The 26,136-nt window shown below is 67.5% G+C and carries 22 protein-coding genes and 1 riboswitch; of the genes, 11 read left to right on the top strand and 11 right to left on the bottom strand.

Going from position 1 to position 26,136, the window contains the following annotated elements:
• Positions 1-29: 29 nt before the first annotated feature.
• The 3 genes from ASF57_RS00525 to ASF57_RS00515 are packed head-to-tail and all read left to right on the top strand — an operon-like array spanning position 30 to position 2,623.
• On the top strand, positions 30-974 hold the full coding sequence (locus ASF57_RS00525) for an alpha-E domain-containing protein (RefSeq protein WP_056189969.1): 945 nt from the start codon (positions 30-32) through the stop codon (positions 972-974).
• Between the two features lie 37 nt (positions 975-1,011).
• The gene (locus ASF57_RS00520; protein WP_056189966.1) at positions 1,012-1,839 is read left to right on the top strand and encodes a transglutaminase family protein; all 828 of its coding nucleotides are present in this window, start codon (positions 1,012-1,014) and stop codon (positions 1,837-1,839) included.
• Between the two features lie 31 nt (positions 1,840-1,870).
• The gene (locus tag ASF57_RS00515; RefSeq protein ID WP_056478861.1) at positions 1,871-2,623 is read left to right on the top strand and encodes a hypothetical protein; all 753 of its coding nucleotides are present in this window, start codon (positions 1,871-1,873) and stop codon (positions 2,621-2,623) included.
• On the opposite strand, the gene ASF57_RS24260 is transcribed toward ASF57_RS00515, so the two are convergent.
• The 10 genes from ASF57_RS24260 to ASF57_RS00465 all read right to left on the bottom strand — a co-directional run bounded on the left by ASF57_RS24260 (position 2,599) and on the right by ASF57_RS00465 (position 15,076).
• Positions 2,599-4,500, bottom strand: a complete 1,902-nt coding sequence (locus ASF57_RS24260; protein WP_082503602.1) for an ATP-binding cassette domain-containing protein — start codon at positions 4,498-4,500, stop codon at positions 2,599-2,601. The two genes, ASF57_RS00515 and ASF57_RS24260, sit on opposite strands and share 25 nt — an antisense overlap.
• 82 nt (positions 4,501-4,582) lie before the next feature.
• Positions 4,583-5,650 (bottom strand): nitronate monooxygenase, encoded by a 1,068-nt coding sequence (locus tag ASF57_RS00505; protein ID WP_056478854.1) that lies wholly within the window; start codon positions 5,648-5,650, stop codon positions 4,583-4,585.
• Positions 5,651-5,653: 3 nt separating this feature from the next.
• Positions 5,654-6,277 carry a thiamine phosphate synthase gene (locus tag ASF57_RS00500; RefSeq protein ID WP_244476752.1) on the bottom strand — a complete coding sequence of 208 codons (624 nt, stop codon included), beginning with the start codon at positions 6,275-6,277 and terminating at the stop codon, positions 5,654-5,656.
• A gap of 97 nt (positions 6,278-6,374) precedes the next feature.
• Positions 6,375-7,160 (bottom strand): thiazole synthase, encoded by a 786-nt coding sequence (locus tag ASF57_RS00495; protein ID WP_056189954.1) that lies wholly within the window; start codon positions 7,158-7,160, stop codon positions 6,375-6,377.
• A 3-nt stretch (positions 7,161-7,163) separates the two neighbouring features.
• Entirely contained in the window at positions 7,164-7,376 is a 213-nt protein-coding gene (gene thiS / locus ASF57_RS00490; protein WP_056189952.1) for a sulfur carrier protein ThiS, read from the bottom strand.
• Entirely contained in the window at positions 7,373-8,557 is a 1,185-nt protein-coding gene (gene thiO, locus ASF57_RS00485; protein ID WP_056480082.1) for a glycine oxidase ThiO, read from the bottom strand. Before thiO ends, thiS begins: the two co-directional genes overlap by 4 nt.
• 101 nt (positions 8,558-8,658) lie before the next feature.
• Positions 8,659-8,787, bottom strand: a riboswitch (TPP riboswitch).
• Between the two features lie 152 nt (positions 8,788-8,939).
• Complete coding sequence (locus ASF57_RS00480) at positions 8,940-10,187, bottom strand: adenylate/guanylate cyclase domain-containing protein (RefSeq protein WP_056189950.1); 1,248 nt, start codon at positions 10,185-10,187, stop codon at positions 8,940-8,942.
• Between the two features lie 222 nt (positions 10,188-10,409).
• Positions 10,410-12,404 carry an RNA polymerase sigma factor RpoD gene (gene rpoD, locus ASF57_RS00475; protein ID WP_056189947.1) on the bottom strand — a complete coding sequence of 665 codons (1,995 nt, stop codon included), beginning with the start codon at positions 12,402-12,404 and terminating at the stop codon, positions 10,410-10,412.
• Between the two features lie 198 nt (positions 12,405-12,602).
• Positions 12,603-14,525, bottom strand: coding sequence for a DNA primase (gene dnaG / locus ASF57_RS00470; RefSeq protein ID WP_056478851.1), 1,923 nt, complete (start codon positions 14,523-14,525; stop codon positions 12,603-12,605).
• An 89-nt stretch (positions 14,526-14,614) separates the two neighbouring features.
• Positions 14,615-15,076, bottom strand: a complete 462-nt coding sequence (locus tag ASF57_RS00465; protein WP_056478848.1) for a GatB/YqeY domain-containing protein — start codon at positions 15,074-15,076, stop codon at positions 14,615-14,617.
• Positions 15,077-15,284: 208 nt separating this feature from the next.
• Here ASF57_RS00465 and carA point away from each other — a divergent pair, with 208 nt between their 5' ends.
• From carA to ASF57_RS00425, 8 genes are all read left to right on the top strand, one after another.
• Positions 15,285-16,526, top strand: a complete 1,242-nt coding sequence (gene carA, locus ASF57_RS00460) for a glutamine-hydrolyzing carbamoyl-phosphate synthase small subunit (protein ID WP_056478845.1) — start codon at positions 15,285-15,287, stop codon at positions 16,524-16,526.
• A 216-nt stretch (positions 16,527-16,742) separates the two neighbouring features.
• Positions 16,743-17,120, top strand: a complete 378-nt coding sequence (locus tag ASF57_RS00455) for a hypothetical protein (protein WP_056189936.1) — start codon at positions 16,743-16,745, stop codon at positions 17,118-17,120.
• A gap of 163 nt (positions 17,121-17,283) precedes the next feature.
• Positions 17,284-20,769 carry a carbamoyl-phosphate synthase large subunit gene (carB, locus tag ASF57_RS00450; protein ID WP_056478842.1) on the top strand — a complete coding sequence of 1,162 codons (3,486 nt, stop codon included), beginning with the start codon at positions 17,284-17,286 and terminating at the stop codon, positions 20,767-20,769.
• Between the two features lie 126 nt (positions 20,770-20,895).
• Positions 20,896-21,372, top strand: a complete 477-nt coding sequence (gene greA, locus ASF57_RS00445; RefSeq protein ID WP_200935803.1) for a transcription elongation factor GreA — start codon at positions 20,896-20,898, stop codon at positions 21,370-21,372.
• Positions 21,373-21,379: 7 nt separating this feature from the next.
• Positions 21,380-21,904 carry a hypothetical protein gene (locus ASF57_RS00440; protein ID WP_056189928.1) on the top strand — a complete coding sequence of 175 codons (525 nt, stop codon included), beginning with the start codon at positions 21,380-21,382 and terminating at the stop codon, positions 21,902-21,904.
• 67 nt (positions 21,905-21,971) lie between these two features.
• Positions 21,972-22,979 carry a mitochondrial fission ELM1 family protein gene (locus ASF57_RS00435; RefSeq protein ID WP_156375936.1) on the top strand — a complete coding sequence of 336 codons (1,008 nt, stop codon included), beginning with the start codon at positions 21,972-21,974 and terminating at the stop codon, positions 22,977-22,979.
• Between the two features lie 14 nt (positions 22,980-22,993).
• Positions 22,994-23,968 carry a thioredoxin-disulfide reductase gene (gene trxB, locus ASF57_RS00430; protein WP_056480074.1) on the top strand — a complete coding sequence of 325 codons (975 nt, stop codon included), beginning with the start codon at positions 22,994-22,996 and terminating at the stop codon, positions 23,966-23,968.
• A gap of 258 nt (positions 23,969-24,226) precedes the next feature.
• Positions 24,227-25,117: a LysR family transcriptional regulator gene (locus tag ASF57_RS00425; RefSeq protein ID WP_056190100.1), complete on the top strand. Its 891-nt coding sequence runs from the start codon at positions 24,227-24,229 to the stop codon at positions 25,115-25,117.
• Positions 25,118-25,175: 58 nt separating this feature from the next.
• On the opposite strand, the gene msrP is transcribed toward ASF57_RS00425, so the two are convergent.
• On the bottom strand, positions 25,176-26,132 hold the full coding sequence (gene msrP, locus ASF57_RS00420; protein WP_056480071.1) for a protein-methionine-sulfoxide reductase catalytic subunit MsrP: 957 nt from the start codon (positions 26,130-26,132) through the stop codon (positions 25,176-25,178).
• Between the last annotated feature and the right edge of the window lie 4 nt (positions 26,133-26,136).

Raw genomic sequence — 26,136 nt, 5'->3', positions numbered from 1 at the left:
GACGCCGGCCGACGTCCCGATGGAACCCCATGCTGTCCCGGACCGCCGACAACCTGTACTGGCTCTCGCGCTACGCCGAGCGGGCGGAGTTCGTGGCCCGCATCCTCGATGCGGCTCTGCGCCTCGCCGCCCTGCCGTCCAGCTATGGCGGCGGCGAGACCAACGAGTGGGCCTCGGCCCTGGCGTCGGCGGGCGACCCGGAGGTGTTCAAGCCGCTCTACGACAGCGTCACGGAAGCCACCGTGTGCGATTTCCTGGCGTTCAGCCCGCACAACCCATCCTCGATCCGCTCCTGCATCGAGACCGCGCGCGAGAACGCCCGCAGCGTGCGTACCGCGCTGACCACCGAGATGTGGGACGCGATCAACGGGGCCTGGCTCGAGTTGCGCAACTACGAGGGGCGCGAGCTCAATCGCGACGAGTTCACCCGCTTTCTCGACTGGGTGAAGGGCGTCTCGCTCGCCTTCGACGGCTCGGCCTACCGCACCATGCTGCGCAACGACGCGTATTGGTTCACGCGCCTCGGCACCGCGATCGAGCGGGCCGACAACACCGCCCGCATCCTCGACGTGAAGTACCGCATCCTGCTCCCCGCCACGGAGAAGATCGGCGGCAGCCTCGACTACTTCCAGTGGACCACGATCCTGCGCGAGGTCTCGGCCTTCAACGCCTATCACTGGGTCTACCGGGAGAGCGTGAAGCCCCTGCTGGTGGCCGACCTGCTGATTCTCAACCGGCAGATGCCGCGCTCCTTCACCAATTGCTACGGCATGCTGGTGGAGCATCTCGATCTCATCGCCGATGCCTATGGCCGGCGCGGCGCGAGCCAGCGCCTGGCCAGCAACACGCTGGCGCGTCTCGAAGGCGAGAACATCAACCGCATCTTCTCGTCGGGCCTCCATGAGTTCGTGACGGAGTTCATCGTCGAGAACAATCGTCTCGGCGCCGCGGTGATCGAGCAATATCTGGTATAGGGCCGGCTCGAACCCGACGCCGCGCAAAGGTCGTTGCATGCGAATCCGCGTCTTTCACGAGACCAACTACACCTACGAGCAGCCGGCTCGCGGCCTGATCCAGGTCCTGCGCCTGCGCCCGCGCGACCATGACGGGCAGTACGTGCGGCGCTGGCGCATCGAGCCCTCCGTCGATGGCCGGGTCAGCGAGCGCGAGGACGGCTTCGGCAACGTGGTGCACTGGTTCACGGCGGACGAGCCGGCCGAGGCCCTGTCGATCCGGGTGACGGGCGAAGTCGATACCCTTGAGATGCACGGCATCGTGCGCGGCACCATCGAGCGGCTGCCGGACGTGTTCTACCTGCGCGATTCCGATCTCGCCCTGGCCAACGACGCGATCCAGGACTTCGCGCGCGAGATCGCGGCCGCCGGCGATCCGGCGCCCCTGCCCTGCCTGCATCGCCTGCTCGCCGCCGTTCACGAGCGGGTCGCGTTCGTGCCGGGTCCGGCCAGCGCCAGCACCAACGCGGCGCAGGCCTTCAGCCAGGAGAAGGGCGTCTGCCAGGACCTCACCCACCTGTTCATCGCTGCGGCGCGGCACCTCGAAATTCCGACGCGCTACGTGTCGGGCTACTTCCACCACGCCGACGACGACGCGGATCAGGGCTCCGGCCATGCCTGGGCCGAGTCCCTGGTGCCGGGCCTGGGCTGGATCGGCTTCGATGCGGCCCACGGCATCGCCACCACGGAGGCCCATATCCGCGTGGCGGTCGCCCTCGACTATCTCGGCGCGGCCCCGATCCGCGGCAGCCGCCTCGGTGGCGGGACAGAGACCCTCGACGTGACCCTCCGCGTCGAGCAAGCACAGGCCAGCGTCCAGTCCTGATTCCAGGCGGCCGCGCGGGAAAGATCGCATCATGACCTATTGTGTCGGCGTCCTCGTGGAAGAGGGCCTTGTGATGATCGCCGACACCCGGACCAATGCCGGGCTCGACGACATCTCGACCTATCGCAAGCTTCACCACTTCAACGTGCCGGGCGAGCGCGTGATGATGCTGGCCTCCGCCGGCAATCTCTCGATTACCCAATCGGTTCTCAGCCTCCTGTCCGAGGGCGTCGAGGGCGATGCCGGCGAGCCGACGATGAAGCTCGTCGAGGCGCCGACCATGTTCCAGGCGGCCCAGCTCGTCGGCCGCGCCATCCGCCGGGTGCGGGAGATCGAGAAAGCCGGCTTCGAGGCGGCGAACCTGCGTTTCTCGGTCTCGCTGCTGTTCGGCGGCCAGATCGGCACCGATCCGATGAAGCTCTACCTGATCTATTCGGCCGGCAACTTCATCGAATGCAGCGGCGATGCGCCCTTCCTGCAGATCGGCGAGCACAAATACGGCAAGCCCATCCTCGACCGCGCGGTGAAATACGAGACCGATCTCTACGACGCTCTCAAGGTCGGGCTGGTCTCAATGGACTCGACCATGCGCTCGAATCTCGGCGTCGGCCTGCCCATCGACATCGCGCTCGCCCGCCGCAACGCCCTCGACCTCGAGGTGAACCACCGGATCGAGGCCGGCGAAAGCTACTTCCACGACCTGCGCGAGCGTTGGTCCGCGGCCCTGCGCGCGGCCCACCGGGCGATCCCGCGGCCGCCCTACGGGCCGTCTACGGGAAAATAGGGACGGGGATCAGCGGCACGATCGACGGCATCGGCCGAGCGGTCGCCTGGCCCGTTTTCCAGGGATCGGACGTAATCGCTCCACAGCGAGGCGTAGACCGGAACCCGCTCGATCAGATCGTCGTGGCGTCCGCTGCCCACGAGGCGACCGGCGTCCAGGACGAGAATCTGGTCAGCCTGCCGGGCCGCGGCGAGATGGTGGGTGACGAGGATCAGCAGGCGGTCCCGTCCCCATCCGGCCAACTTCTGCTCCAGGGCCAGAGCGGCCTCGGGATCCAGGAAGGCGCTCGGTTCGTCGAGGAGCACCAGGGCCGGATCACGAATCACCGCACGGGCGATCGAGAGACGCTGGCGCTGGCCGCCCGACAGGCTGCGGCCGTTCTCGCCGAGTTCGGTATCCCACCCGTTGGGCAACGCCTCCACAAAGTCCGTGGCTCCGGCGAAGTCCAGCGCTGCACGCAACACCGTGTCGTCCCGCGCAAGGCCCGCGGAGATGTTGTCGCGCACCGTTCCTGAGAACAGGAAGGTCTCCTGATCGACGGTTCCGATTTGCCCGCGCAGCCACCGGGGATCGTAATCTTTCACGTTCGCCCCCCCGATGGTGACGAGCCCCATATAGTCCCTTCGGAGCCCGAGAAGGATCTTCAGGAGTGTCGACTTTCCGGAACCGTTCCGACCTACGATCGCCACGACGCCACGCGGCGGCATCGTGACGTTCACGGTGTCCAGGGCGGGACGCAGCGCTCCCGGATAGGTCATCGACAGCTCTTCCAGAACCACGCGGCCCGACTCCATCCGGCGCAGTGGCGGTTTCCGATCGGCCTCCTCACGCGGCATGGCCAGGAACTCGCGGAGACGCGTGACCGCAACATTGGTCTCTTGGAACCCACGAATGAGATCGGCCGCAACGAAGAGCGGCTCGGTGAATCGGCTCGAAAGGACCAGGAGCGCCATCAGCTCCCCAACCGAGATGAAGCCGCCGTAGAGACGCCAGCACCCGAGACCTATGACGATCAGTGTCATGCTCTGGGAGAGTGCGTTCATCCGCAGAACCGTGCGACGGGCGTTCTCCTCGACAGCCTGGAACTGGACGGAGATGTTTCTCTCGATGATTTGCCAACGCTGCATCTGTGCGGCTTCGAGGGCCAGCGACTTGACCGTCGGGAGGCCATGCACGGTTTCAGAAACCAAGCTGGTCCGACGTCCCGATGCGGCATAGTATGCGTCCGACGAAGAGTGCCATCGCCTGAAATTGATAGAGGTAAAATATATAATGACCGGAATATAAAGCATCAAGGCAATGCCGACGACACGATCATAATACAGGGCAAGCGCGAGTGCGACGAGACCAGAACCTAGTCCGACAATGGATTGGGGCGCCTGGTAGAGCGTAAATTCCCTGATTTTAGACAAATGACCAAAACTATTGAGGATGTCGCCGGTCCTAAAGGCTGGCCCATCAATCCGCACCCTCAGCAGATGGGTGAACACGCGCCGGGCGATCCGCTTGACCAGAAAAAGTCCAAGTTGGGTCAAGCTCTTCTTCCGCCGTGATGCGATGGCGAGTTCGCCGGCAATCGCCAGGACGGCGAGAAGCGAAAGCCAGAGCAGATTCGTCTCGGCCCGGCCCGAAACGATCGCATCGACGATGCGCTGCGTGACGATGGGGAAGATCAGGCCAACACCATCTCCGGCGACCATCAGAAGGAGGAGGACCCCACAGGCACCCGGCCGAAGCAGAAGCGATCGGACGATCCAGGACCAACTCAGAGGAGCCTGTTGCAATCGCATCGTCACACCTGTCGCATCGCGCCCGGCCGGAGGCGCAAGAGGCTTGTGCAACTCAGGCGGGAAATCGACAAGGATCGGGCGAAACATTCGGCCGATTATCGCAGGTCGGGGCGATCGGAAGACGCTCGAGCGCGGCGGGTCGCGTGCATGCCTTCCGAGGCTTCTCGCCCTAGCCCGGCCGCAGGCGTCGAAGCGTCTGCTCTGCCAGCTCGACAGTCAGGCGTCCGGCGTCGATGTCGCGGGCGAGCGGCGCGGCCTGACCGGCCCAGAGCGGCGAGAAGTCGCCCGACCCGCGCCGTTCGGCCTCGATCCGCAGGGGCTGCAAACCGATGGCGGCTGCGGGGAAGACGGGAGCGTCCGCGCGAAGCGGCCCGAGTTCACGGATCGCACGGTTGATCACGCCCCGCGCCGGCTTGCCTGTCAGCACGTTGGTGATCGTGGTGTCCTCGTCCCGCGCCCGGCGCAATGCGTCGCGATGGGGAGCGGACAATCCCGCCTCCGGGGTGAGGAGATAGGCGGTCCCCAATTGGACGGCCGAGGCGCCGAGCATGAAGGCCGCCGCGATCCCGCGCGCATCGGCGATCCCGCCGGCGGCGATGACCGGGACCGCGACCGCATCGACCACCTGGGGCACCAGCGCCATCGTGCCGACCTGCGTCGCGGGATCACCGCCGAGGAACGTGCCGCGATGGCCGCCCGCCTCGGCTCCCTGGGCGATGATGGCGTCGACTCCACGCTCGGCGAGCCGGCGCGCCTCGCGCACGGTCGTCGCCGACGCGAGGATGCGGCAGCCGAGCGCCCGCAGGGGTGACAGGAGGCTCGGCTCCGGCAAGCCGAAATGGAAGCTGACGACCGGCGGCCTGAGATCCGCCACGACGGCCAGCATGGCCGCATCGAAGGGCGCGCGTTGCGCCATGGCGATGGGTGCGGCCGGGTCGAGCCCGAACTCCGCGTAGTAGGGTTCGAGCCGGCTGCGCCAGGCCGCCTCGCGCGCGACGTCCGGCGCCTCCGGCGCGTGGCAGAAGAAGTTGAGATTGAACGGCCGCTCGGAGCGCGCGCGCAGCGCCGCGACTTCGGTCCGCACGAGGTCAGGTGTCATCGCCGCGCAGGCCAGGGAGCCCAGCCCGCCCGCCGCGCTGACGCTGGCTGCGAGCGCCGGCTTCGGCCCGATCATCGGCGCCTGGATGATCGGATGCTGCACCGGCACCAGGTCGAGGAAACGGTTGGGACCCCACATCGCTCAACCTCTCCCCGATCCGCCGCGGCCGGATCGCACATCGAGCGACGCGCCGTAGGCCCGCGCCTCCGCCTCGGGATCGGGGCTGCGCATCAGCCCGCCCATCACCGCGATGCCGGCGGCCCCGGCCTCGCGGCAGAGTCCGACGCGGTCGGGGGTCATGCCTCCGAGCGCGATCACCGGGATGCCGAACGCCCCCGCCGCCGCCAGCGCCTGCGGCCCGAGGGCCGGACCGTAGCCCGGTTTACTCGCGGTCGCGAAGATCGGACTCAGGGTGACATAATCGGCGCCTGCCCGCGCCGCAGCCTCGACCTCGGCGAGGCTGTGGGCCGACACTCCGAGGCAGCCGTGCGGAAGACGCTCGCGTGCCGACGCCACATCGACTGGGGTTGCCCCGCCGGGCAGGTGAACGCCCTCGGCTCCGAGATCCCGCGCCAGGGCGGGATCACCCCCGATCGAAACGAACCCGCCCCGGGCTCCGACGAGGTCGACGACGTCGCGGGCCAGTGCGCGACGCTCGTCCGGGGCCAAGTCCCGCTCCCGGAACCAGACCCAGCGCACACCACCCCGCATCAGGCCTTCGAGCGTGCCCAGGAGTTGGCGGGCGGCGAGGTCCGGTGGCGCCACGGAAGAACGCTCCGTTACCGCCAGCAGCGATGCCGGCAGCGATCTCATGCCGGCCGACGCCCGCAACGGGTGGACGGCTCGCCCAAACCGAACCGGCTCATGAGCCGACGAGGCCGAGCTGCGGGCTGGACGGTTCGGCCCGGCCGCGCCTCGGAATGCGGCCGGCCAGATGCGCGTCGCGGCCGGCCTGGACGGCGCTGCGCATGGCGCGGGCCATGCGGACGGGATCGTCCGCCTTGGCCACGGCGGTGTTGAGGAGGCAACCCGCAGCCCCGAGTTCCATGGCGATCACGGCGTCGGAGGCCGTGCCGATGCCCGCATCGACGATCACCGGCACGGGGGAGCGGCGGCAGATGAGTTCCAGGTTGGCGGGATTGGCCACCCCCATGCCCGAACCGATCAGTGAGCCCATCGGCATCACGGCAGCGCAGCCGAGATCGGCGAGACGCTGGCACACCACCGGATCGTCGTTGCAATAGGGCAGCACCGTGAACCCGTCATCGACCAGGTGGCGGCAGGCCTCCAACAATTCGGCGACGTCGGGATACAGCGTTTCGCGGTCACCGATGACCTCGACCTTGATCCAGGTGGTGTCGAGCGCCTCGCGGGCGAGTTCAGCGGTCATGATCGCGTCTCGCGCCGTCTCGCAGCCGGCCGTATTGGGCAGGAACCGGTGCCCCTTCAGCCGGCGCAGGGTGTCCGATCCGTGTCCCTGCAGCGAGACGCGGCGGATCGAGGCCGTGACCACTTCGGCGCCGGAGGCCGCCACCGCCTCGAAGAGGATGCTCTGGGTCGGGTAGCCGGCCGTGCCGATAAACAGGCGCGAGCCCAGGCTCACGCCGCCGATCACCAGCGCATCGGTGTCGTTCGCGGGTTCAGTCATTCCTCAGCCTCCCTGCATGGCACGGACGATCTCGACGCGGTCGCCCTCGGCGAGCCGGGTCGCGGCCCAATCGCGCCGCCGGACCACCGCGCCGTTGAGCGCGATGGCGATGCCCTGCGGGCTGTCGAGGCCGGTTTCCTCGGCCTCCTCCCGGAACAGGGCGTCGAGATCGGCGGCGGCGCTGTCGCGGGCCTGTCCGTTGACGGTGAGCCTCACGCGAAGGCCCTCGCGGGTTCAGGCTTCGCGAAGCGGGCGAGCCCGAAGTCGCGTGCGTAAGCCGGAAGCGTCCCGTCGGCGACCAGGGCCGCCACCGCGTCGGCGGTGGCCGGAGCCAACAGGTAGCCGTTGCGATGATGGCCGGTGGCGACGACGAGGCCGGGCGCCAGCGCGTCGATGATCGGGGCGTCGTCGTCGGAAGTCGGGCGGAATCCGCTCCACACCGCCTCGACCGCCATCTCCTCGATACCCGGCAGCACGCGGCGGGCGCCCTCCAACAGGGCAAAGAGGCCACCGGCGGTGACACCGGCGACAAAGCCGCAATCCTCCACCGTCGCTCCGACGATGAGGTGACCGTCGCTCTTCGGCGCCATGTGGACCTGCTCGGTCCAGACCATATGGGCGAGGGTTCCGGTGCGGGCTGTGGTCCGCAGGGCCAGGGATTGGCCGCGCAGGGGTCGGACCGGCAGGGCGAGCGAATCAGGCAGCAGACCGGTCTCGCCGCTCCAGGCACCGGTCGCGAGCACGATGGTGTCCGCGAGGGTGAGTCCGTGGGCATGGCGCACGCCCGTGACCCGGCTGGCGCTCCAGTCGAGCGCCGCGACCGGGCAGCCCTCCACGAGGGTGACGCCGGCCCCAAGGCAGGCCTGCACCAGGGCCGCCATCACCCGAGCCGGATCGACCTGATGATCGTGCGGACAGAACAGACCGGCGGTGACGGCCGGCCGCAAGCGCGGCTCGCGGGCGCGGACGTCCGGGCCGGTGAGCCAGCGCGCATCGAGGCCCGAGCGTTTCTGGAGATCGTGGCGGAAGCGCAGGCGCTCGACCTCGTCGCGGCCGAGGGCGAGCACCAGGGTGCCCTCCTGCCGGTAATCGATATCGAGACCGGACGCGGCCTGAAGATCGTCGCGAAATCCCGGCCAGCGCGACAGGCTTTCGAGGGCGAGCGGCAGCAGCGGATCGGAGCCGGGCTCGTGCTCTGCGGCAGGGGCGAGCATGCCGGTGGCGGCCAGGCTCGCTCCGGCGCCGATGGTGTCACGCTCCAGGACGGTGACGGACCGACCGCCCTGCGCCAGGCGCCAGGCGGCCGAGAGGCCGATCAGGCCCCCGCCGACCACGACGACGTCGCTGCGCGCCGGAGGGACGGCGACGGGCGGCGCAGCACCATGCGTCCGTCGCAGGTTAAGGAAAGCCTTCGAGGTCACGTCCAACGCAATCTCCGCCACGGGCGTCGAGATTGGTGGGGCTGCAGCTTCAGGCTGTGAAGCGTGCCGGGCTTGATGAGAAACCCGCGGTCCAATCCCTACGCCGGTATGAACCGGGTCAGGTTCGAAGGATTTCCGCGCCGCCATCCGCGAACGGACGGCCATCGGTTTCTCAGCCCCTTGCCGGGGATCTCCCTGGAACGCTCCTGATGTGGGCCGTCCGCCCGCCGGGGTCAATCCCCGTCATGGCCGATGCCAACACTCGGGAAGGGCCACGACTGGCCACAGCCACGACTCGCCAACAGCAAGGCTTGGCCAACAGCAGGGCTTGGCCGAGAGGACGGCTCGCGGGGTGGCCTCAGGCCACCGGAGGGCGCGTCGGACGATAGACGCCCATCGGCTCGGCGAACCCGTCGAGGGCATGTTCGCCGAGGGGTTCCGGCATGTCCCAGAGGAAATCGACGAACGGCTTCGTCATCAGGATCGGCTCACCGAGCGTCCGATTCAGGCGGGCGACGCGGCTCGCAAGGTTCACGTCGCGACCGATGACGGTGAAGTCGAGGCGGGCGCCCGAGCCGACATTGCCGTAGGCGGCCTCACCGTGATGGAGGGCGATGCCGGCCGCGACCGGGTTGGCGAAGTGACCGAGTGAATTGGCTTCGGCGAGCGCCGCCATGGCGCTCTGCGAGGCGGTGAGTGCGCCCTTGGCCGCGCCCCCAAGATCGTCTCCCGGCTCGCGAAAAATCGCCAGCAGGCCGTCGCCAAGATATTTCAGGACCTCTCCGCCCTCGCGCTCGATGGCGGGCACAAGACAGTCGAAGAAGATGTTCAGCAGGTCGACCGCTTCCTCCGGCGTCATGTCGGCCGAAATCCGGGTGTAGTCGCGCATATCGGCGAACAGGATCGCCGAGCGGATGCGCTGGACATGGCCGCGACGGATCGAGCCGCCGAGGATGGCTTTGTGCGGCTCGTCGCCGACATAGATCCGCAGCACGTGGTCGAGCTGCTTGTTGACGCTGCGCATCTCCATCACGGCGGCGAGCGTCGGCATGACGAAGCGCATGATCGCCACGTCCTCGTCGCGGAACCCGTCCGGGGACCGGGTGGCGAAGGAGATGCCGTTGCGGGTGCCGTTGGTGAAGAACAGCGGCGCCACGATGTAGTGCCGGTAGCCCTCGGCCTTCAGGTCCGGGATCACCGCGTAGGCGTCGTCCGGCGTCTCGGCGAGGTCGAGGATCAGCCATTCGCCGGTCTCGTGCACCCGGTGGAACGGGCTCTCGCGATAGGCCTTGTCGGACGCTTCCCCGTGCGGGAACAGCCGGACGGTGGAACCGGTCTCGCGGGTCCAGAAGCGGCCGACGCCGGAATATTCGGAATGCAGCGCGTCGATGGCGGTGGTGGCGCGGTCCACCGGCACGTCGAGGCGGATCAGGCGCTCGGCAAGACCCGACAGCAGGTCCTCCGCCTTCGGCATCCGAGCCCCCTCGCTCAGCAGCCAGTCTCGCAGGGCCACGCATTGCTGGAGGGCGCCGAAGGGAACGTCGGCCGCCTCCGAGCCGTCGGCTTCGGCGGTGGGAGAAGGCTGGGGCGGGCCTCGATCGAGCATATGGCCAAGGTGGGTTGAGTGGCGGCATCCGGCAACGGCCGCCGACGCCTTTTGTGAGTATCGCGCGGACCCGGCACCTTCAACCGTACAGCTGACGGGCGGGACCAGCGCAGATGTGATGGGCAAGGCCGAAGGTCCGCCCATGAAAAAGGCCGGCGCCCCGAAGCGCCGGCCCTCCCATGATTGATCGTCAGCACACGGTCTAGCGGGTGGTTTGAGGCGCTAGTTGTCGAGGAAGCTGCGGAGCTTGCGCGAACGGCTCGGGTGCTTGAGCTTACGCAGAGCCTTCGCCTCGATCTGACGAATGCGCTCGCGGGTCACCGAGAACTGCTGGCCGACCTCTTCGAGGGTGTGATCGGTGTTCATGCCGATGCCGAAGCGCATGCGCAGCACGCGTTCTTCGCGCGGGGTCAGCGAGGCGAGGACACGTGTCGTCGTCTCACGAAGATTGCTCTGAATCGCCGCGTCGATGGGCAGGACGACGTTCTTGTCCTCGATGAAGTCGCCGAGGTGGCTGTCCTCCTCGTCGCCGATGGGCGTTTCCAGGGAGATCGGCTCCTTGGCGATCTTGAGGACCTTGCGGACCTTTTCCAGCGGCATGGCCAGCTTCTCGGCCAATTCCTCCGGCGTCGGCTCGCGGCCGATCTCGTGCAGCATCTGGCGCGAGGTGCGGACGATCTTGTTGATCGTCTCGATCATGTGCACCGGTATGCGGATGGTGCGGGCCTGATCGGCGATCGAGCGGGTGATCGCCTGACGAATCCACCAGGTGGCGTAGGTGGAGAACTTGTAGCCGCGGCGATACTCGAACTTATCGACCGCCTTCATCAGGCCGATATTGCCCTCCTGGATCAGGTCCAGGAACTGCAGGCCGCGGTTGGTGTACTTCTTGGCGATCGAGATCACGAGGCGCAGGTTCGCCTCGATCATCTCCTTCTTGGCCTGCCGGGCTTCGCGCTCGCCCTTCTGGACCATGTTGACGATCTTGCGGTACTCGCCGATCTCCAGGCCCGTCTCGGAGGCGAGGGTCAGAATCTGCTCGCGCAGGCGGGCGACCTCGCCCGAGCCCTTCTCGACGAGATTCTTCCAGCCGCGGCCGCCGAGGCTGCCGACGCGCTCCATCCAGTTCGGATCGAGCTCCCAGCCCTGGTAGTGGCGCAGGAACTCGTCGCGGGCGACGCCGTGGCTCTCGGCGTAGCGCATCAGCCGGCCCTCATGCGAGATGAGGCGCTTGTTGATGTCGTAGAGCTGCTCGACGAGGGCCTCGATGCGGTTGGCATTGAGGGAGAGCGACTTCACGTCGGTGACGACGGCGTCCTTCAGCTCGTCCTGCTTGCGCTCCTGCGAATCGGTGCGGGTGCCGCCCGAGGCCTTGAGCTCGGCATGCTCGTTCTGCAGCTTGCGCAGCTTGCGGTAGTTGTTGGCGATGTTGTCGAACGTCTCGAGGACGCGCGGCTTGATCTCGGTCTCCATGGCGGCGAGGGAGACGTTGTTCTCCATGTCGTCGTCATCGTCGCCCTCGGGCGGCGTCGGAGTATCGGATTCGCCCTCTTCGGTCTCCTCGGCGCCGTCGGCGATCGCCATCGCGTTCTTCGCGTCGGGTCCCGCATAGGTGGCTTCGAGATCGATGATCTCGCGCAGGAGCACCCGGCCGTCGACGAGTTCGTCGCGCCAGATGATGATGGCCTGGAAGGTCAGCGGGCTCTCGCAGAGCCCGGCAATCATCGCCTCGCGACCGGCCTCGATGCGCTTGGCGATGGCGATCTCGCCCTCGCGGGACAGGAGTTCGACCGAACCCATCTCGCGCAGGTACATCCGCACGGGATCATCCGTGCGGTCGGTCGGCTCCTTGGTGGTCTCGGCGCGCAGGGCGACGGGCTTCGTCGGCGCGATCTCGGCGACCTCGGTTCCCTCGGCGCCGTCCTCGTCCTCGGATTCGCCGCTGGCCTTGGTCTCCGTCGTCTCCTCGGTCTCTTCCGCCTCGACGACGTTGATGCCCATCTCGGACAGCTGGGACAGCACGTCCTCGATCTGGTCGGGATCGGACTGGCCGTCGGGCAGAACCTCGTTGATCTCCTCGTAGGTGATGTAGCCGCGCTTCTTGGCGAGCTTCACCATCCGCTTGACGGAGGCATCCGTCAGATCGAGAAGCGGCCCGTCGGTCTGTTGCTCCGGAGCAGCATCCGTTTCGTCCCGTTCCGTTGCCTTCGTCGCCATGGTCCGCCTATGGTTGTCGTGTCAGTGTCGCGCGGGAGCGTGTCGCCCACTCCGCGTCATCGACGCTGCAATGCATGTGATGTGCGGACCGTCGAAGTGACAGCCGCGTCGATGTCAGATCCCGGTATGCAAGCGAGACGCTTGACCGATTGTTAACCATAGCCGCCAAGAGCGGCCGAATTCGTTCGCGACGGATGATCAGGATGCGGACGCCTCATCCGCGTCCGGCACCACTTCATCCGCCTCCGCACCCGCGATGACTGCCATACGGGCCTTCACGTCGCACAGCCAAGCGAAGTTCGCCTCCGTCTCGTCCTCGACCAGCGCCCGTTCCGCGAGGCGGAGTTCGCTATTTAGCGCGCCAGCCTTGCGGTGCAAGATCACGGCCTGACGCAATGCGTCTTCGAGACGCACAGGATCGGCATGCGCGTCAAGGGTCCATCGGTCTCCGGGGCGAACATGGCTGGCCAGGCGGGCGGCGGCTTCGATCAGTCCGGCCCGCTTCAAGCGGCTCTCCAGCACCTCGACGCCGGGCTGATCCGCATCCGCATGGCTGTCGAGCAAGAGAGATCGTAGCGCCTGCGCGTCCGGGTCGCCGAGTTCGAGTTCTGCCAGATCCTCCGCCTCGATCCCGAGCAGTTCCGGGTGGACCAGAAGGCTGGACACGATCATCGCCTCGCGATCCCGGTACGCGACCGGCCCCGAAGCGCTGGTCTCCCCGGCAAAGAGCGGGTTGAACTTGGTGGTGATTCGCGGCGAGGGCGGCGGGTCCCCGGGTCGCGGCGTCCGCTGGAAGGCGGGGCGCGCGGACGCGGTGCGCGGTTCCCAGGGCCCGCGCCGTCCCTGGCTCGCCTGGGGCGACAAGGCCCGAAGCCGGCCCTCGATCTCGTCGCGATAGAACCCGCGCACGGTCTCGTCGCGAATCGAGGCAACCATCTCGCGCACCGATTTGGCCAAGCCGGCTCGGCGCTCCGGGGTGTCGAGGGGCGCCCCGTCCGTGGCGCGCGACCACAGCATCTCGACCAGGGGGCGCGCCCCCTCCAGGACCCGATCGATCGCCCCCTTGCCCTCGGAGCGCAGGAGATCGTCCGGGTCCTGGCCCTCGGGCAGCATGGCGAAGCGCAGGGACTTGCCCGGCGTGAGTCCCGGTAGGGCCACGTCGAGGGCCTTGAAAGCGGCGCGCTGACCGGCTCCGTCACCGTCGAAGCACAGGATCGGCTCATCGGCATTCCGCCACAGCAGACCGATCTGCTCCTCGGTCAGAGCCGTGCCGAGGCCCGCCACGGCATTGGGATGACCCGCCATGGTCATCGCGATGACGTCGACGTAGCCCTCGACGGCGATGATCACGCCCCGGTCATGCGCCGGCTTGCGGGCATTGTGCAGGTTGTAGAGCAGCTGCCCCTTGTGGAAGAGCGGCGTCTCCGGCGAATTCATGTACTTCGCCTTGGCATCCTTCTGCAGCGCCCGGCCGCCGAAGGCGATGACGCGTCCACGTGAATCGGTGATCGGGAACATCACCCGGTCGCGGAACTTGTCGAACGGAACCTTGATGTCGTCGCCCGAACTCAGCAAACCGACCTCGGCCATCAGATCCTTGTCCACGCCCTTCGCGGCGAGGAAGTCGCGCAGGGCATAACGGTCGCCGGGCGCGTAGCCGAGGCGGAAGCGCGACCGGATTTCCGGCCCGAGCTGGCGCCGATCGAGATAGGCGCGCGCCTCGATGCCGGCGCGGCCCGCCAGCTGCTCCTCGAAGAAGGCGGCCGCCATCTCCATGACGTCGAGCGCTCCGGCGCGCTTGGTCTCCTGCTCTCGGGCATCGGCGCTGGGCGCCGGCAGGGACACGCCCGCCTCCGCCGCCAGACGCTCGACCGCCTCGGGAAAGCTCAGGCCCTCCGTCTCCATCAGGAAGGTGAAGACGTCGCCGTGCTTGCCCGAAGAGAAGCAGTGGTAGAACTGCTTCTGGTCGTTGACGTAGAAGGATGGCGACTTCTCGGCATTGAACGGCGACAGGCCGCGCCACTCGCGACCGGCCTTCTTCAGCCGGACGCGCCGCCCCACGATGTCGGATGCGGGCAGGCGCGCACGGATCTCTTCGAGGATGTGGGGCGGGTAACGCACGGCAGGAACCGAACCTCTGCGACTGTGCATCTTAGCAGCCCCGGCTTAAGGAGTCCCCAACGCCCGGAAACGGCGTTGGGCGACCGGCCTTAAGCCTTGGCGTTCAGCGCATCCTTCACGAGTCCGCTGGCCTTGCCGAAATCCATGCGGCCCGCATAGGCGCCCTTCAGGGCGGCAATGACCTTGCCCATGTCTTTCGGACCGGCAGCGCCGGTCTCGGACACCGCCTTGTCGATGGCCGCGCGGGTCTCGGCCTCGTCCATCTGCTGCGGCAGGAAGCCCTGGATGATCGCGACCTCGTTGCGCTCGTTCTCGGCGAGTTCCGGCCGGCCGCCCTGATCGTAGACCGCGGCCGATTCGTTGCGCTGCTTGATCATTTTCTGCAGGAGCGCGAGGATCTCCTCCTCGGAAGCCGGCTCCTTGCCGAGGCCGCGCGCCTCGATGTCCTTATCCTTGAGGGCGGCCTGCATCATCCGGACGGTGGCGAGCTTCGCCTTGTCGCCGGCCTTCATGGCTTCCTTCATCTCGGTGGTGAGACGGGCGCGCAGCATCGTGTGACTCCTGAAAAATGAACCCAGGGTAGCGAATCGACGGCGTGGTCTGCGAATTGCTGCGCGAACCGGGGTTCTTGAGACGCGCCGACGCGAGGGCCACATTGACCCTAACGCGGCACGCTCGCTATGAGCGCCGCACGACAAGCCGCCCGCATGTGCCGCTCTACGGCGCCGGGATCGGCCGGACATAAGCGAGATCACGCCGATGCTGCAAGATGAAGGCGTCCATACGCCTGCCGTGCCCGCGCCCCCCGCTCCCTGGGCCGAACCCCTCGCCACCGCCCTCCTGGTCCTGGCCGACGGCACCGTGCTGGAGGGATTTGGCATCGGCCAGACCGGAATCGCCGATGGTGAAGTCTGCTTCAACACCGCGATGACGGGCTATCAGGAGATTCTGACCGACCCGTCCTACGCGGGCCAGATCGTCACCTTCACCTTCCCGCATATCGGCAACACCGGCACCAACGACGAGGATCTCGAGAGCCTCGACGCGGCACCGGCCTCCGGGGTGCGGGGCACCGTGATCGCGTCGGCCGTGACCAACCCGTCGAACTGGCGCTCGTCGAGCCATCTCGACGCTTGGCTGAAGGCCCGCGGCATCGTCGGCATCACCGGTGTCGACACGCGGGCGCTCACCGCACTGATCCGCGACCACGGCATGCCGAACGCGATCATCGCCAACGATCCGGACGGTCGCTTCGACCGCGAGGCCCTGAAGGCGCGGGCAGCCGCCCTCGCCCCGATGGAAGGCCTCGACCTCGTGCCGCCGGTGACCAGCCGGGAGCGTTCGGAATGGTCCCAGACCATCTGGGACGTGAAGGCCGGTTACGGTGATCGCAAGCCGGGCACAGGCCTCAAGGTCGTCGCCATCGATTACGGCGTGAAGCGCAACATCCTCCGGCTTCTGGCCGAAGCCGGCTGCGACGTGACCGTGGTGCCCGCCACCACCACCGCCGCCGAGATCATGGCGATGAAGCCCGACGGCGTGTTCCTGTCGAATGGCCCCGGTGATCCGGCCGCCACCGGCGAATACGCGGTTCCGGTGATCCGGGCACTGCTTGAGGAAAAGGTGCCGACCTTCGGCATCTGCCTCGGGCACCAACTCATGGGCCTGGCGTTGGGCGGGCGCACCGTGAAGATGGCGCAGGGCCACCACGGCGCGAACCATCCGGTAAAGGACAAGACCACCGGAAAGGTCGAGATCGTGTCGATGAACCACGGCTTCGCGGTGGATCCGGCGAGCCTGCCCGAGACGGCGCTGGAGACCCACGTCTCGCTCTTCGACGGCTCGAATTGCGGTCTTACGCTCACCGACCGACCGGCCTTCTCGGTGCAGCACCACCCGGAGGCCTCGCCGGGCCCGCGCGACAGCCACTACATGTTCGAGCGCTTCGTCGCCCTGATGAAGGCCGGAAAGCCCGAAACGCTGGTCACCATCGCGGACTGACGGCGGCCGGGCGGACTCCGCCCGGCCCTTGCGACGTCTGCATGATTGAATTGCATCTTAAGCCAAAACCACCCGAGGCGGGAATCACAGAATGGTTCCCGCCTCGTCATAAAAAACCCGGCATTTTGGGGCATTTCCGCGCCGTTAACGACGCGCTAACGACGTCCGTCGAGGATCGTGGCGTGATCGCATCCGGTTCTGGACGGGGATTTCCACATGACGTTCGACGACGCGCGCGACGACTTCTCGCGCCTGCATCGCCTCTTCACGTTCCATCTCGGCGTGGCCGTCGGCCTCGCGTGGATGACCGCCCTCTACTCCGCCTGCTACGCCCCCTGGGTCCGCAACATCCGGGCGCTGATCGATCCGTCGACCGGCCTCGACCGGGTCGAGAGCACCTGGTCGTTCCTGTTCGCCCTGCCGGTGGTGATGACGCTCGCCTGGATCGGCTTGTATTTCGGCCGCGAGATGCTGCGCCGCAGCCAGACCCTCTCGAATGCCGCTCTTGAATTCGCCGCCGCCGCAATCGTGGCCTTCGGGGTGTTTTATCTCTCCATCGACCGCGCGGTGTCGGTTCTCTACCTCGGCTTCTGAGCCGCAACGGCGCTTCACCTTCAACGTGCGCCCTTCCAATGGCGACGGGCTGCGTGTAAGTGCCAGGATCAACGACAATCCACGCCGCTAGCGCCCCCAGGCCCGTGCCGCCGATCCGGCACCGTGCATGGCTGGGCGCGCGTGCCTGCAGCCAAGGCGCCCGATGCCGAAACGCACCGATATTTCCTCGATCCTGATCATCGGTGCGGGGCCGATCGTCATCGGTCAGGCTTGCGAGTTCGATTATTCCGGGACCCAGGCCTGCAAGGCCCTCCGCGAGGAGGGCTACCGGATCGTGCTGGTGAATTCGAACCCGGCCACGATCATGACCGACCCGGACATGGCGGATGCGACCTATGTCGAGCCGATCACGCCCGAGATCGTCGCCAAGATCATCGAGAAGGAGCGCTACGCCATCCCGGGCGGCTTTGCGCTGCTGCCCACCATGGGCGGCCAGACGGCGCTGAACTGCGCCCTCTCCCTCAAGAAGATGGGCGTGCTCGAAAAATTCGACGTCCAGATGATCGGCGCCACCACCGAGGCGATCGACAAGGCCGAGGACCGTCACCTCTTCCGCGACGCCATGACCAAGATCGGCCTGGAGACGCCGAAATCCGCCCTCGCCAACGCCTCCGCGGCGAAGAAGGCCGACCGCGCGAAGTACCTCGCCGAGATCGCCCGCATCGAGGCCGCGAACGAGGGCGAAGCCCGCACTGCCGCCCTTGCCGCCTTCGAGAAGACCTGGCACCGGGGCGAGTCGGAGCGGCGGAAGCGCTACGGTGAACACGCGATCGGGCAGGCGCTGATCGCGCTGGCCGAGGTCGGCCTGCCGGCCATCATCCGCCCCTCCTTCACCATGGGCGGCACCGGCGGCGGCATCGCCTACAACCGGGAAGAATTCCTGGACATCGTCGAGCGCGGCATCGACGCGTCGCCGACCAACGAGGTCCTGATCGAGGAGAGCGTTCTCGGCTGGAAAGAGTACGAGATGGAGGTCGTTCGCGACAGAAACGACAACTGCATCATCGTCTGTTCCATCGAGAACATCGACCCGATGGGCGTCCATACCGGCGATTCCATCACCGTCGCGCCGGCCCTGACGCTCACGGACAAGGAATATCAGGTGATGCGCGACGCATCCCTGGCCGTGCTGCGCGAGATCGGCGTGGAGACCGGCGGCTCGAACGTGCAGTTCGCCATCGACCCGGCCACCGGCCGGATGATCGTCATCGAGATGAACCCGCGCGTCTCGCGCTCCTCCGCCCTGGCCTCGAAGGCCACCGGCTTCCCGATCGCCAAGGTCGCGGCCAAGCTCGCCGTCGGCTACACCCTCGACGAGATCGCCAACGACATCACGGGCGGCGCGACGCCGGCCTCGTTCGAGCCGTCGATCGACTACGTCGTCACCAAGATCCCGCGTTTCGCCTTCGAGAAGTTCCCCGGCGCCGAGCCGACGCTGACCACTGCGATGAAGTCGGTGGGCGAGGCCATGGCGATCGGCCGCTGCTTTGCCGAATCGCTCCAGAAGGCTCTGCGCTCCCTTGAGACCGGCCTCACCGGCCTCGACGAGATCGAGATCGAGGGACTGGGCAAGGGCGACGACCACAACGCCATCAAGGCCGCCCTTGGCACCCCGACGCCGGATCGCCTCCTCAAGGTCGGTCAAGCGTTGCGCCTCGGCGTGAGCCACGAGGAGGTCCATGCCTCCTGCAAGATCGATCCGTGGTTCCTGGAGCAGCTCCAGGCGATCATCGACCTGGAGAACCGGGTCAAGGCGCACGGCATCCCGAACACCCCCGGGGCGCTGCGTCAGCTCAAGGCGGCCGGCTTCTCCGACGCTCGCCTCGCCGTGCTCGCCAAGACCGACGAGGACAGCGTGCGAGCGGCGCGCCGGGCGCTGGGCGTACGCCCGGTGTTCAAGCGCATCGACACCTGCGCGGCCGAGTTCCAGGCGCCCACCGCCTACATGTACTCGACCTATGTGGCGCCCTTCGCCGGCACGGTGGTGGACGAGGCGCGTCCCACCGATGCCAAGAAGGTCATCATCCTCGGTGGCGGTCCGAACCGGATCGGCCAGGGCATCGAGTTCGATTATTGCTGCTGTCACGCCTGCTTCGCGCTGTCGGAAGCCGGGTACGAGACCATCATGGTCAACTGCAACCCGGAGACGGTCTCGACCGATTACGACACCTCGGACCGCCTCTATTTCGAGCCGCTGACCCAGGAAGACGTCCTGGAGATCATCGAGACCGAACGCCAGGCCGGAACCCTGCACGGGGTCATCGTCCAGTTCGGCGGCCAGACCCCGCTGAAGCTGGCCCGCGCTCTGGAGGCCGCCGGTGTGCCGATCCTCGGCACCTCGCCTGACGCCATCGATCTGGCCGAGGACCGCGACCAGTTCAAGCGCCTCCTCGACAAGCTCGGGATGAAGCAGCCCAAGAACGGCATCGCCTACTCGGTGGAGCAGAGCCGGCTGATCGCCTCCGATCTCGGCCTGCCCTTCGTGGTGCGGCCGAGCTACGTTCTGGGCGGCCGCGCCATGGCGATCATTCGCGACGAGGCGCAGTTCGCCGACTACCTCCTCGATACCCTGCCGAGCCTGATCCCCTCCGACGTGAAGGCGCGCTACCCCAACGACAAGACGGGGCAGATCAACACGGTGCTGGGCAAGAACCCGCTCCTGTTCGATCGCTACCTGTCCGACGCCACCGAGATCGACGTCGACGCGATCTGCGACGGCAAGGATGTCTTCATCGCCGGCATCATGGAGCACATCGAGGAGGCGGGCATCCACTCGGGCGATTCCGCCTGCTCGCTGCCCTCGCGCTCGCTTTCGCCGGAGATCATCGCGGAACTGGAGCGCCAGACCCGCGCGATGGCGCTGGCTCTGCAGGTCGGCGGCCTGATGAACGTGCAATACGCGATCAAGGACGGCGTGATCTACGTGCTGGAGGTCAATCCGCGCGCTTCCCGCACCGTGCCGTTCGTCGCCAAGGTGATCGGCGATCCGATCGCCAAGATCGCCGCCCGGGTCATGGCCGGCGAATCGCTCGCGAGCTTCGATCTGAAGCCGAAGGTGCTCGACCACATCGCCGTCAAGGAAGCGGTGTTCCCCTTCGCGCGCTTCCCCGGTGTCGACGTGCTGCTCGGACCGGAGATGCGCTCGACCGGCGAGGTCATCGGGCTCGATTCGAGCTTCGGCGTCGCCTTCGCCAAGAGCCAGCTCGGCTCGGGCACCCTGGTGCCGAAGGGCGGCGCGGTGTTCGTGTCGGTGCGCGATGCCGACAAGGAGCGCATCCTGCCGGCCATCCGGCTCCTGTCGGAACTCGGCTTCACCATCGTCGCCACCAGCGGCACCCAGCGCTACCTCGCCGACCAGGGCGTTCCGACAGAGCGGGTGAACAAGGTCCTGGAAGGCCGGCCGCACGTGGTCGACTCGATCAAGAACGGCGACATCCAGCTGGTGTTCAACACCACGGAGGGCGCCGGCGCCCTCTCGGACTCGCGCTCGCTCCGGCGCGCTGCCCTCTTGCATAAAGTGCCGTACTACACCACTCTTGCGGGGGCGATGGCGGCGGCCGAAGGGATCAAGGCCTATCTCGGAGGCGATCTCAAGGTCCGCGCCTTGCAGGAATACTTCGCGGCCTGAATTGACGCGCGGCTTCCGTCTTGATCGGGAGCCGTGTCGTTTGCAGTTCAGGACTTTCTTACTCTGGCCCGGAGGGAGCACAGTGCTCCTGGCCGGGCCTATTCATTGTGGCGCGAGACGATGACGATAGACAAGGTTCCGATGACGGTGCGCGGTTACGCAGCGCTGGAGGAGGAGTTGAAGCACCGCCAGCAAGTGGAGCGCCAGCGCATCATCCAGGCGATTGCTGAGGCGCGCGCGCTCGGCGACCTTTCGGAGAATGCCGAATACCATGCCGCCAAGGAGGCCCAGTCCCACAACGAGGGCCGTGTCCTCGAACTGGAGAGCATGATCTCGCGGGCCGAGGTGATCGACGTCACCAAGCTGTCGGGCACCAAGATCAAGTTCGGCGCGACCGTGAAGCTCCTCGACGAGGACACCGAGGAGGAGAAGACCTACCAGCTCGTCGGCGAGCCGGAGGCGGACGTGCGCTCGGGCCTCGTCTCGATCACCTCCCCGATCGCCCGCGCGCTGATCGGCAAGGGCGTCGGCGACACCGTCGAGGTGACGACCCCGGGCGGTGGCAAGTCATACGAAGTCGTCGCTGTCCAGTACGGCGTCTGAGTCGGGCATGCGGCGCGGCCCCTTTCGCGCGGTGGCCGCATCCCTCGTCCTCCTGCTGGGGGCCGCCCTTCTTCCGGGTCTCGCCCGGGCGGCGGGCCTCCCCAGCCTCGGCGGCGAGCGCCTGTCCGGCGTACGGGTCGACGTGCAACCGCTGCTCGCGAAGGGCGGCGGAGTTCCGGCGGAGGATCTCCGCGATGACCTGCTCGCCGCTCTCCGGACGGAGTTCGCCCGCCAGCTCGGCGGCCGCGGGCCGGTTCTGGTAGTGCGGATCACGGGCCTGTCGCTCAACCCCTACGCGGGCGGCGATGGCGGGCGTGGGCGGCTCGGTGGCGGAACCCAGAGCGACTACCTCGAAGGCGAGGCCCTGCTTGTCGGGCGGCGGGGCGAGATTCTGGCCCGCCATCCCCAGCTCTCCGCCGTCCCGGCCAGTTCGGGGGGAGCCTGGTACGATCCCGCCTCCGAGCGGCGGCGGGTGACGGCTCTCGCCGCGCATTACGCCGGCTGGCTGCGGCGCGCCCTCCCCGAGGATTAGGTGGACGAGGCGCCCCCGGCGACGCCCAAGGATTGACCTGGATCACCTGATGTCGGCAGCGTCCGCGATGCCCTCCCCCAACGCGGCCCCTGCGCCGCTCCCCGACCTGTCGCAGGCCCGGACCTGGATCGTCACCGACGGCAAGGCGGGTGACGAGAACCAGTGCGTGGGACTGGCCGAAACCCTCGATCTCCCCTTCGAGGTCCGGCGGGTTTCACCCCGTCCCCCCTTCGGCTGGATGGCGCCCTGGGGACCCGTCGATCCGCGCGACCAGCCCGGCGACAGGCGCGGGAGCCTCGCCGGACCCCTGCCCGATCTGCTGATCGCCTCCGGTCGCCGATCCGTGCCATACCTGCGCGCCGTCCGCGAGGCGTCGCAGGGCCGGACCTTCACGGCGTTCCTGAAGGATCCGCGTACGGGCCACGACACCGCGAACTTCGTCTGGGTGCCGGATTACGACGATCTGCGCGGCCCCAACGTGTTCACCACCCTGACGCCGCCGCATCAGGTCACCCCGGAGCGCCTGGACGAGGCGCGTAGAAATCCGGACCCACGCCTCGCCGCCCTGCCCTGGCCCCGCATCGCGGTGCTGATCGGGGGCGACAGCCGCCATCTGAGCTACCGTCCGGCCGACATGCGCCGGCTCCTGCGCGATCTCACCAAGCTGACCGATGGCGGGTGCAGCCTGATGGTGACGGTGTCGCGGCGCACCCCGCAGAACCTGCGCGACGCGTTGCGAACCCTGGTCGCCACCAAGGGTGGTTTCTACTGGGATGGCGCCAGCTCGAACCCCTACGTTCCGATGCTGGCGATCGCCGACGCGATCGTGGTCACCTCGGATTCCGCCAACATGGTCGGCGAGTCCGTCAGCACCGGCGCGCCGGTCCTCCTGTTCGACCTGCCGAAGACCTATATCCGTCACAGGCGGCTCTTCGCGGGCCTGGCGATGGCAGGGGCCCTGAAGCCCTTCGTCGGTCGCCTGGAGGCATTGCACTACACACCCCTGGATGCGACCCCCGTCATCGCGCAGGCGATGGCCAAGGCCTATGCCGACCACCGCGCGCGATGGGCCTGAAGGAGACGAGAGCGATGGCGCACACCCATTCCAAACTCATCATCATCGGCTCCGGGCCCGCCGGCTACAGCGCCGCGATCTATGCCGCCCGCGCCATGGTCGAGCCGCTGATGATCTCCGGCTTCCAGCCCGGCGGCCAGCTCATGATCACCACCGACGTCGAGAACTATCCGGGCTTCGCCGAGGCCATCCAGGGTCCCTGGCTGATGGAGCAGATGCGGCTCCAGGCCGAGCATGTCGGCACCCGGATCGTGTCCGAGTACATCACCAAGGTCGACCTCGAGGTCCGTCCCTTCCAGTTGGAGGCGGATTCGGGCGAAACCTATTCGGCCGATGCGCTGATTATCGCCACCGGCGCTCAGGCGAAGTGGCTCGGTCTACCGTCGGAAGCCAAGTTCCAGGGCTTCGGCGTCTCCGCCTGCGCCACCTGCGACGGCTTCTTCTTTCGCGGCAAGGAGGTCGTGGTGGTCGGCGGCGGCAACACCGCCGTCGAGGAGGCGCTCTACCTCGCCAACCTCGCGTCCAAGGTCATCGTCGTGCACCGCCGGGGCGAGTTCCGGGCCGAGCGCATCCTGCAGGAGCGCCTGTTCAAGCACCCCAACGTCGAGATAGTGTGGCACCACGCCATCGAGGAGATCTGCGGCAGCGAGAAGCCGCCCTCGGTGACCCATGTCCGCCTCAAGGATACCCGCACCGGGGAGATCACCGAGCGCACGACCGACGGCGTGTTCATCGCCATCGGCCACCAGCCGGCGACGGGGGTCTTCGAGGGCCAACTCGCCATGCGCGACGGCGGCTACATCGATACCGCGCCGGGCACGACCCACACGGCGATCCCCGGTGTCTATGCCGCCGGCGACGTGACCGACGACGTCTATCGCCAGGCGATCACCGCCGCCGGCATGGGGTGCATGGCTGCGCTCGACGCCGAGAAGTACCTCGCGGCCCTCGATGTCGGCGAAACACCGCAGCAAGCGGCCGCAGAATAGGAAGATTTCGGCGGACGAAGGCTCCGGGCGTCTTGCGTGCGGCATCAAGACAATCGCAAGGTCGTCCCCCTAACCTAAGCGCTGACGGCATGCGCCGTCGGCGTCACCCGCATGACTGAGGTCGCCCCGTTCCGCGTGTCCGGCACGCATCGGGAGATGTCGGTCGCTCGGGCCTGTCATGGATATCCGGATCGCCAATCGGCGCGGATCGGGGAGGCATGATCAGCCGGCGTCGGGTTGCGTACGGGAGTGGACGCCTTGGACTGGGATAAGATCCGCATCTTCCTCAATGTGGCGGAAGCCGGCAGCTTCACGCGGGCGGGCGACGACATCGGCTTGAGCCAGTCGGCCGTGAGCCGCCAGATCAGCGCCCTGGAGCGCGAATTGAAGGCGCCGCTGTTCCATCGCCACGCCCGGGGCCTGATCCTCACCGAACAGGGCGATCTCCTGTTCCGGGCAGCGCGCGACATGAAGCTGCGCCTGGAAAACACCAAGGCGCGCCTCGTCGAGACCAGCGAGCGCCCGACCGGCGACCTCAAGGTCACCACCACGGTCGGCCTCGGCACCGCGTGGCTCGCCCAAAGGGTGGCGGAATTCCTCGACCTCTACCCGGATGTCCGGGTCGAACTCATCCTCACCAACGAGGAACTCGACCTCGCCATGCGCGAGGCCGACGTGGCGATCCGGATGCGGCGCCCGGCCCAGCCGGACCTGATCCAGCGACGCCTGTTCACGGTGCATTACCACGCCTTCGCGTCGCAGGATTACGTGAAGCGCTTCGGCGAGCCGAAGACGATCGCCGACCTCGACAATCACAGGCTCGTCTCGTTCGGCGGCAACGAGCCGTCCTACCTGCTGGCCACCCACTGGCTCGCCACGGTGGGCCGCGAGGGTCAGGAGCGCCGGACCATCCATTTCACGGTCAACAACATCACCGCCCTGCAGCACGCGATCGAAACCGGTGCCGGCATCGGCATCCTGCCGGACTACGCGGCGGAGGGGCAGGCAGGCCTGGTTCAGGTGATGCGCGAGACCGAGATGCCCCACATGGAGAGCTATCTCGTCTACGCCGAGGAGATGCGGACCGTCGCCCGCGTCCAGGCATTCCGCGACTTCCTCGTCGCGAAGGCCCAGCGCTGGACCTATTGAGGCCCGCAGGGATCGACGGACGCGGGCGGGGCAGAGGGCTGCCCCGCCGCCGCGCCGGTCAGACGAACAGCCGTTCCTTCTCCAACCCCTTGTAGAGGCCGGCGACCTGCTCGCCGTAGCCGTTGTAGATCAGGGTCGGCACGCGCTGGTCGGTGCCCAGCACCCGCTCGGTCGCCTGGCTCCAGCGCGGATGCGACACGGCCGGGTTCACGTTCGCCCAGAAACCGTACTCGGCCGATTGCAGCCCTTCCCAGAAGGTCTTCGGCCGCTCGGCCACGAACGAGATCTTGGTGATCGATTTCACCGACTTGAAGCCGTACTTCCAAGGCACCACGAGCCGGATCGGAGCGCCGAACTGGTTGGCGAGCGGCTTGCCGTAGACGCCGGTGGCGACGAAGGCGAGATCGTTGCCGGCCTCCTCCAGGGTCAGCCCTTCCGTATAGGGCCACGGATACAGGAACGACTTCTGGCCCGGCGCCATGGACCGGTCGAGGAAGGTCTGCATCTGGATGTACTTGGCCCCGGCGCTGGGCTTGGCCAGGGCCAACAGCTTCGAAAGCGGGAACCCGGTCCAGGGCACCGACATCGACCACGCCTCGACGCAGCGGTGGCGATACAGGCGCTCCTCCAAGGGCATTTTCCGGATCAGGTCGTCGATGCCCAGCGTCATCGGCTTCTCGACGAGTCCGTCGATGGCGACGGTCCAGGGCCGGGTCTTCAGCGCATTGGCCGCCGGCAGGACCGATTTCGAGGTGCCGTACTCATAGAAGTTGTTGTAGTCCGCGCTGTACTTCTCGGGCGTCAGGGCGCGGTCGAGGGTATAGGCCTCGTTGCGCTTGGCCGGATAGAGGTCGGCGGTGGGATCGGCCGCGGCCTCGGCCCGCGCGATGCCGACCAGCGATGCGGCGGCGAGGCCGGCGGCACCGCCGAGCAGGCTGCGGCGATCGAGAAAAACGCTCTCCGGCGTCGCCAGATGTTCGGGCATCTCCCATGCCCGCGTGCGCTTGATCAGCATGTCG

Source organism: Methylobacterium sp. Leaf117 (assembly GCF_001422985.1).
Classification (GTDB): Bacteria; Pseudomonadota; Alphaproteobacteria; order Rhizobiales; family Beijerinckiaceae; genus Methylobacterium.
The sequence above is the reverse complement of the archived record's forward strand: the minus strand, read 5'-3'. Positions and strand labels throughout refer to the sequence as shown.

Excerpts from the sequence above, each read along its gene's own strand:
- ASF57_RS00520 (WP_056189966.1), top strand. The coding sequence starts at position 1,012 with ATGCGAATCCGCGTCTTTCACGAGACCAACTACACCTACGAGCAGCCG.
- ASF57_RS00455 (WP_056189936.1), top strand. The coding sequence starts at position 16,743 with ATGACGTTCGACGACGCGCGCGACGACTTCTCGCGCCTGCATCGCCTC.
- msrP (WP_056480071.1), bottom strand. The coding sequence starts at position 26,132 with ATGCTGATCAAGCGCACGCGGGCATGGGAGATGCCCGAACATCTGGCG.
- ASF57_RS24260 (WP_082503602.1), bottom strand. The coding sequence starts at position 4,500 with ATGTTTCGCCCGATCCTTGTCGATTTCCCGCCTGAGTTGCACAAGCCT.
- ASF57_RS00480 (WP_056189950.1), bottom strand. The coding sequence starts at position 10,187 with ATGCTCGATCGAGGCCCGCCCCAGCCTTCTCCCACCGCCGAAGCCGAC.
- ASF57_RS00465 (WP_056478848.1), bottom strand. The coding sequence starts at position 15,076 with ATGCTGCGCGCCCGTCTCACCACCGAGATGAAGGAAGCCATGAAGGCC.
- ASF57_RS00495 (WP_056189954.1), bottom strand. The coding sequence starts at position 7,160 with ATGACTGAACCCGCGAACGACACCGATGCGCTGGTGATCGGCGGCGTG.
- ASF57_RS00515 (WP_056478861.1), top strand. The coding sequence starts at position 1,871 with ATGACCTATTGTGTCGGCGTCCTCGTGGAAGAGGGCCTTGTGATGATC.
- ASF57_RS00435 (WP_156375936.1), top strand. The coding sequence starts at position 21,972 with ATGCCCTCCCCCAACGCGGCCCCTGCGCCGCTCCCCGACCTGTCGCAG.
- carA (WP_056478845.1), top strand. The coding sequence starts at position 15,285 with ATGCTGCAAGATGAAGGCGTCCATACGCCTGCCGTGCCCGCGCCCCCC.
- trxB (WP_056480074.1), top strand. The coding sequence starts at position 22,994 with ATGGCGCACACCCATTCCAAACTCATCATCATCGGCTCCGGGCCCGCC.
- ASF57_RS00525 (WP_056189969.1), top strand. The coding sequence starts at position 30 with ATGCTGTCCCGGACCGCCGACAACCTGTACTGGCTCTCGCGCTACGCC.
- carB (WP_056478842.1), top strand. The coding sequence starts at position 17,284 with ATGCCGAAACGCACCGATATTTCCTCGATCCTGATCATCGGTGCGGGG.
- rpoD (WP_056189947.1), bottom strand. The coding sequence starts at position 12,404 with ATGGCGACGAAGGCAACGGAACGGGACGAAACGGATGCTGCTCCGGAG.
- ASF57_RS00505 (WP_056478854.1), bottom strand. The coding sequence starts at position 5,650 with ATGTGGGGTCCCAACCGTTTCCTCGACCTGGTGCCGGTGCAGCATCCG.
- ASF57_RS00440 (WP_056189928.1), top strand. The coding sequence starts at position 21,380 with ATGCGGCGCGGCCCCTTTCGCGCGGTGGCCGCATCCCTCGTCCTCCTG.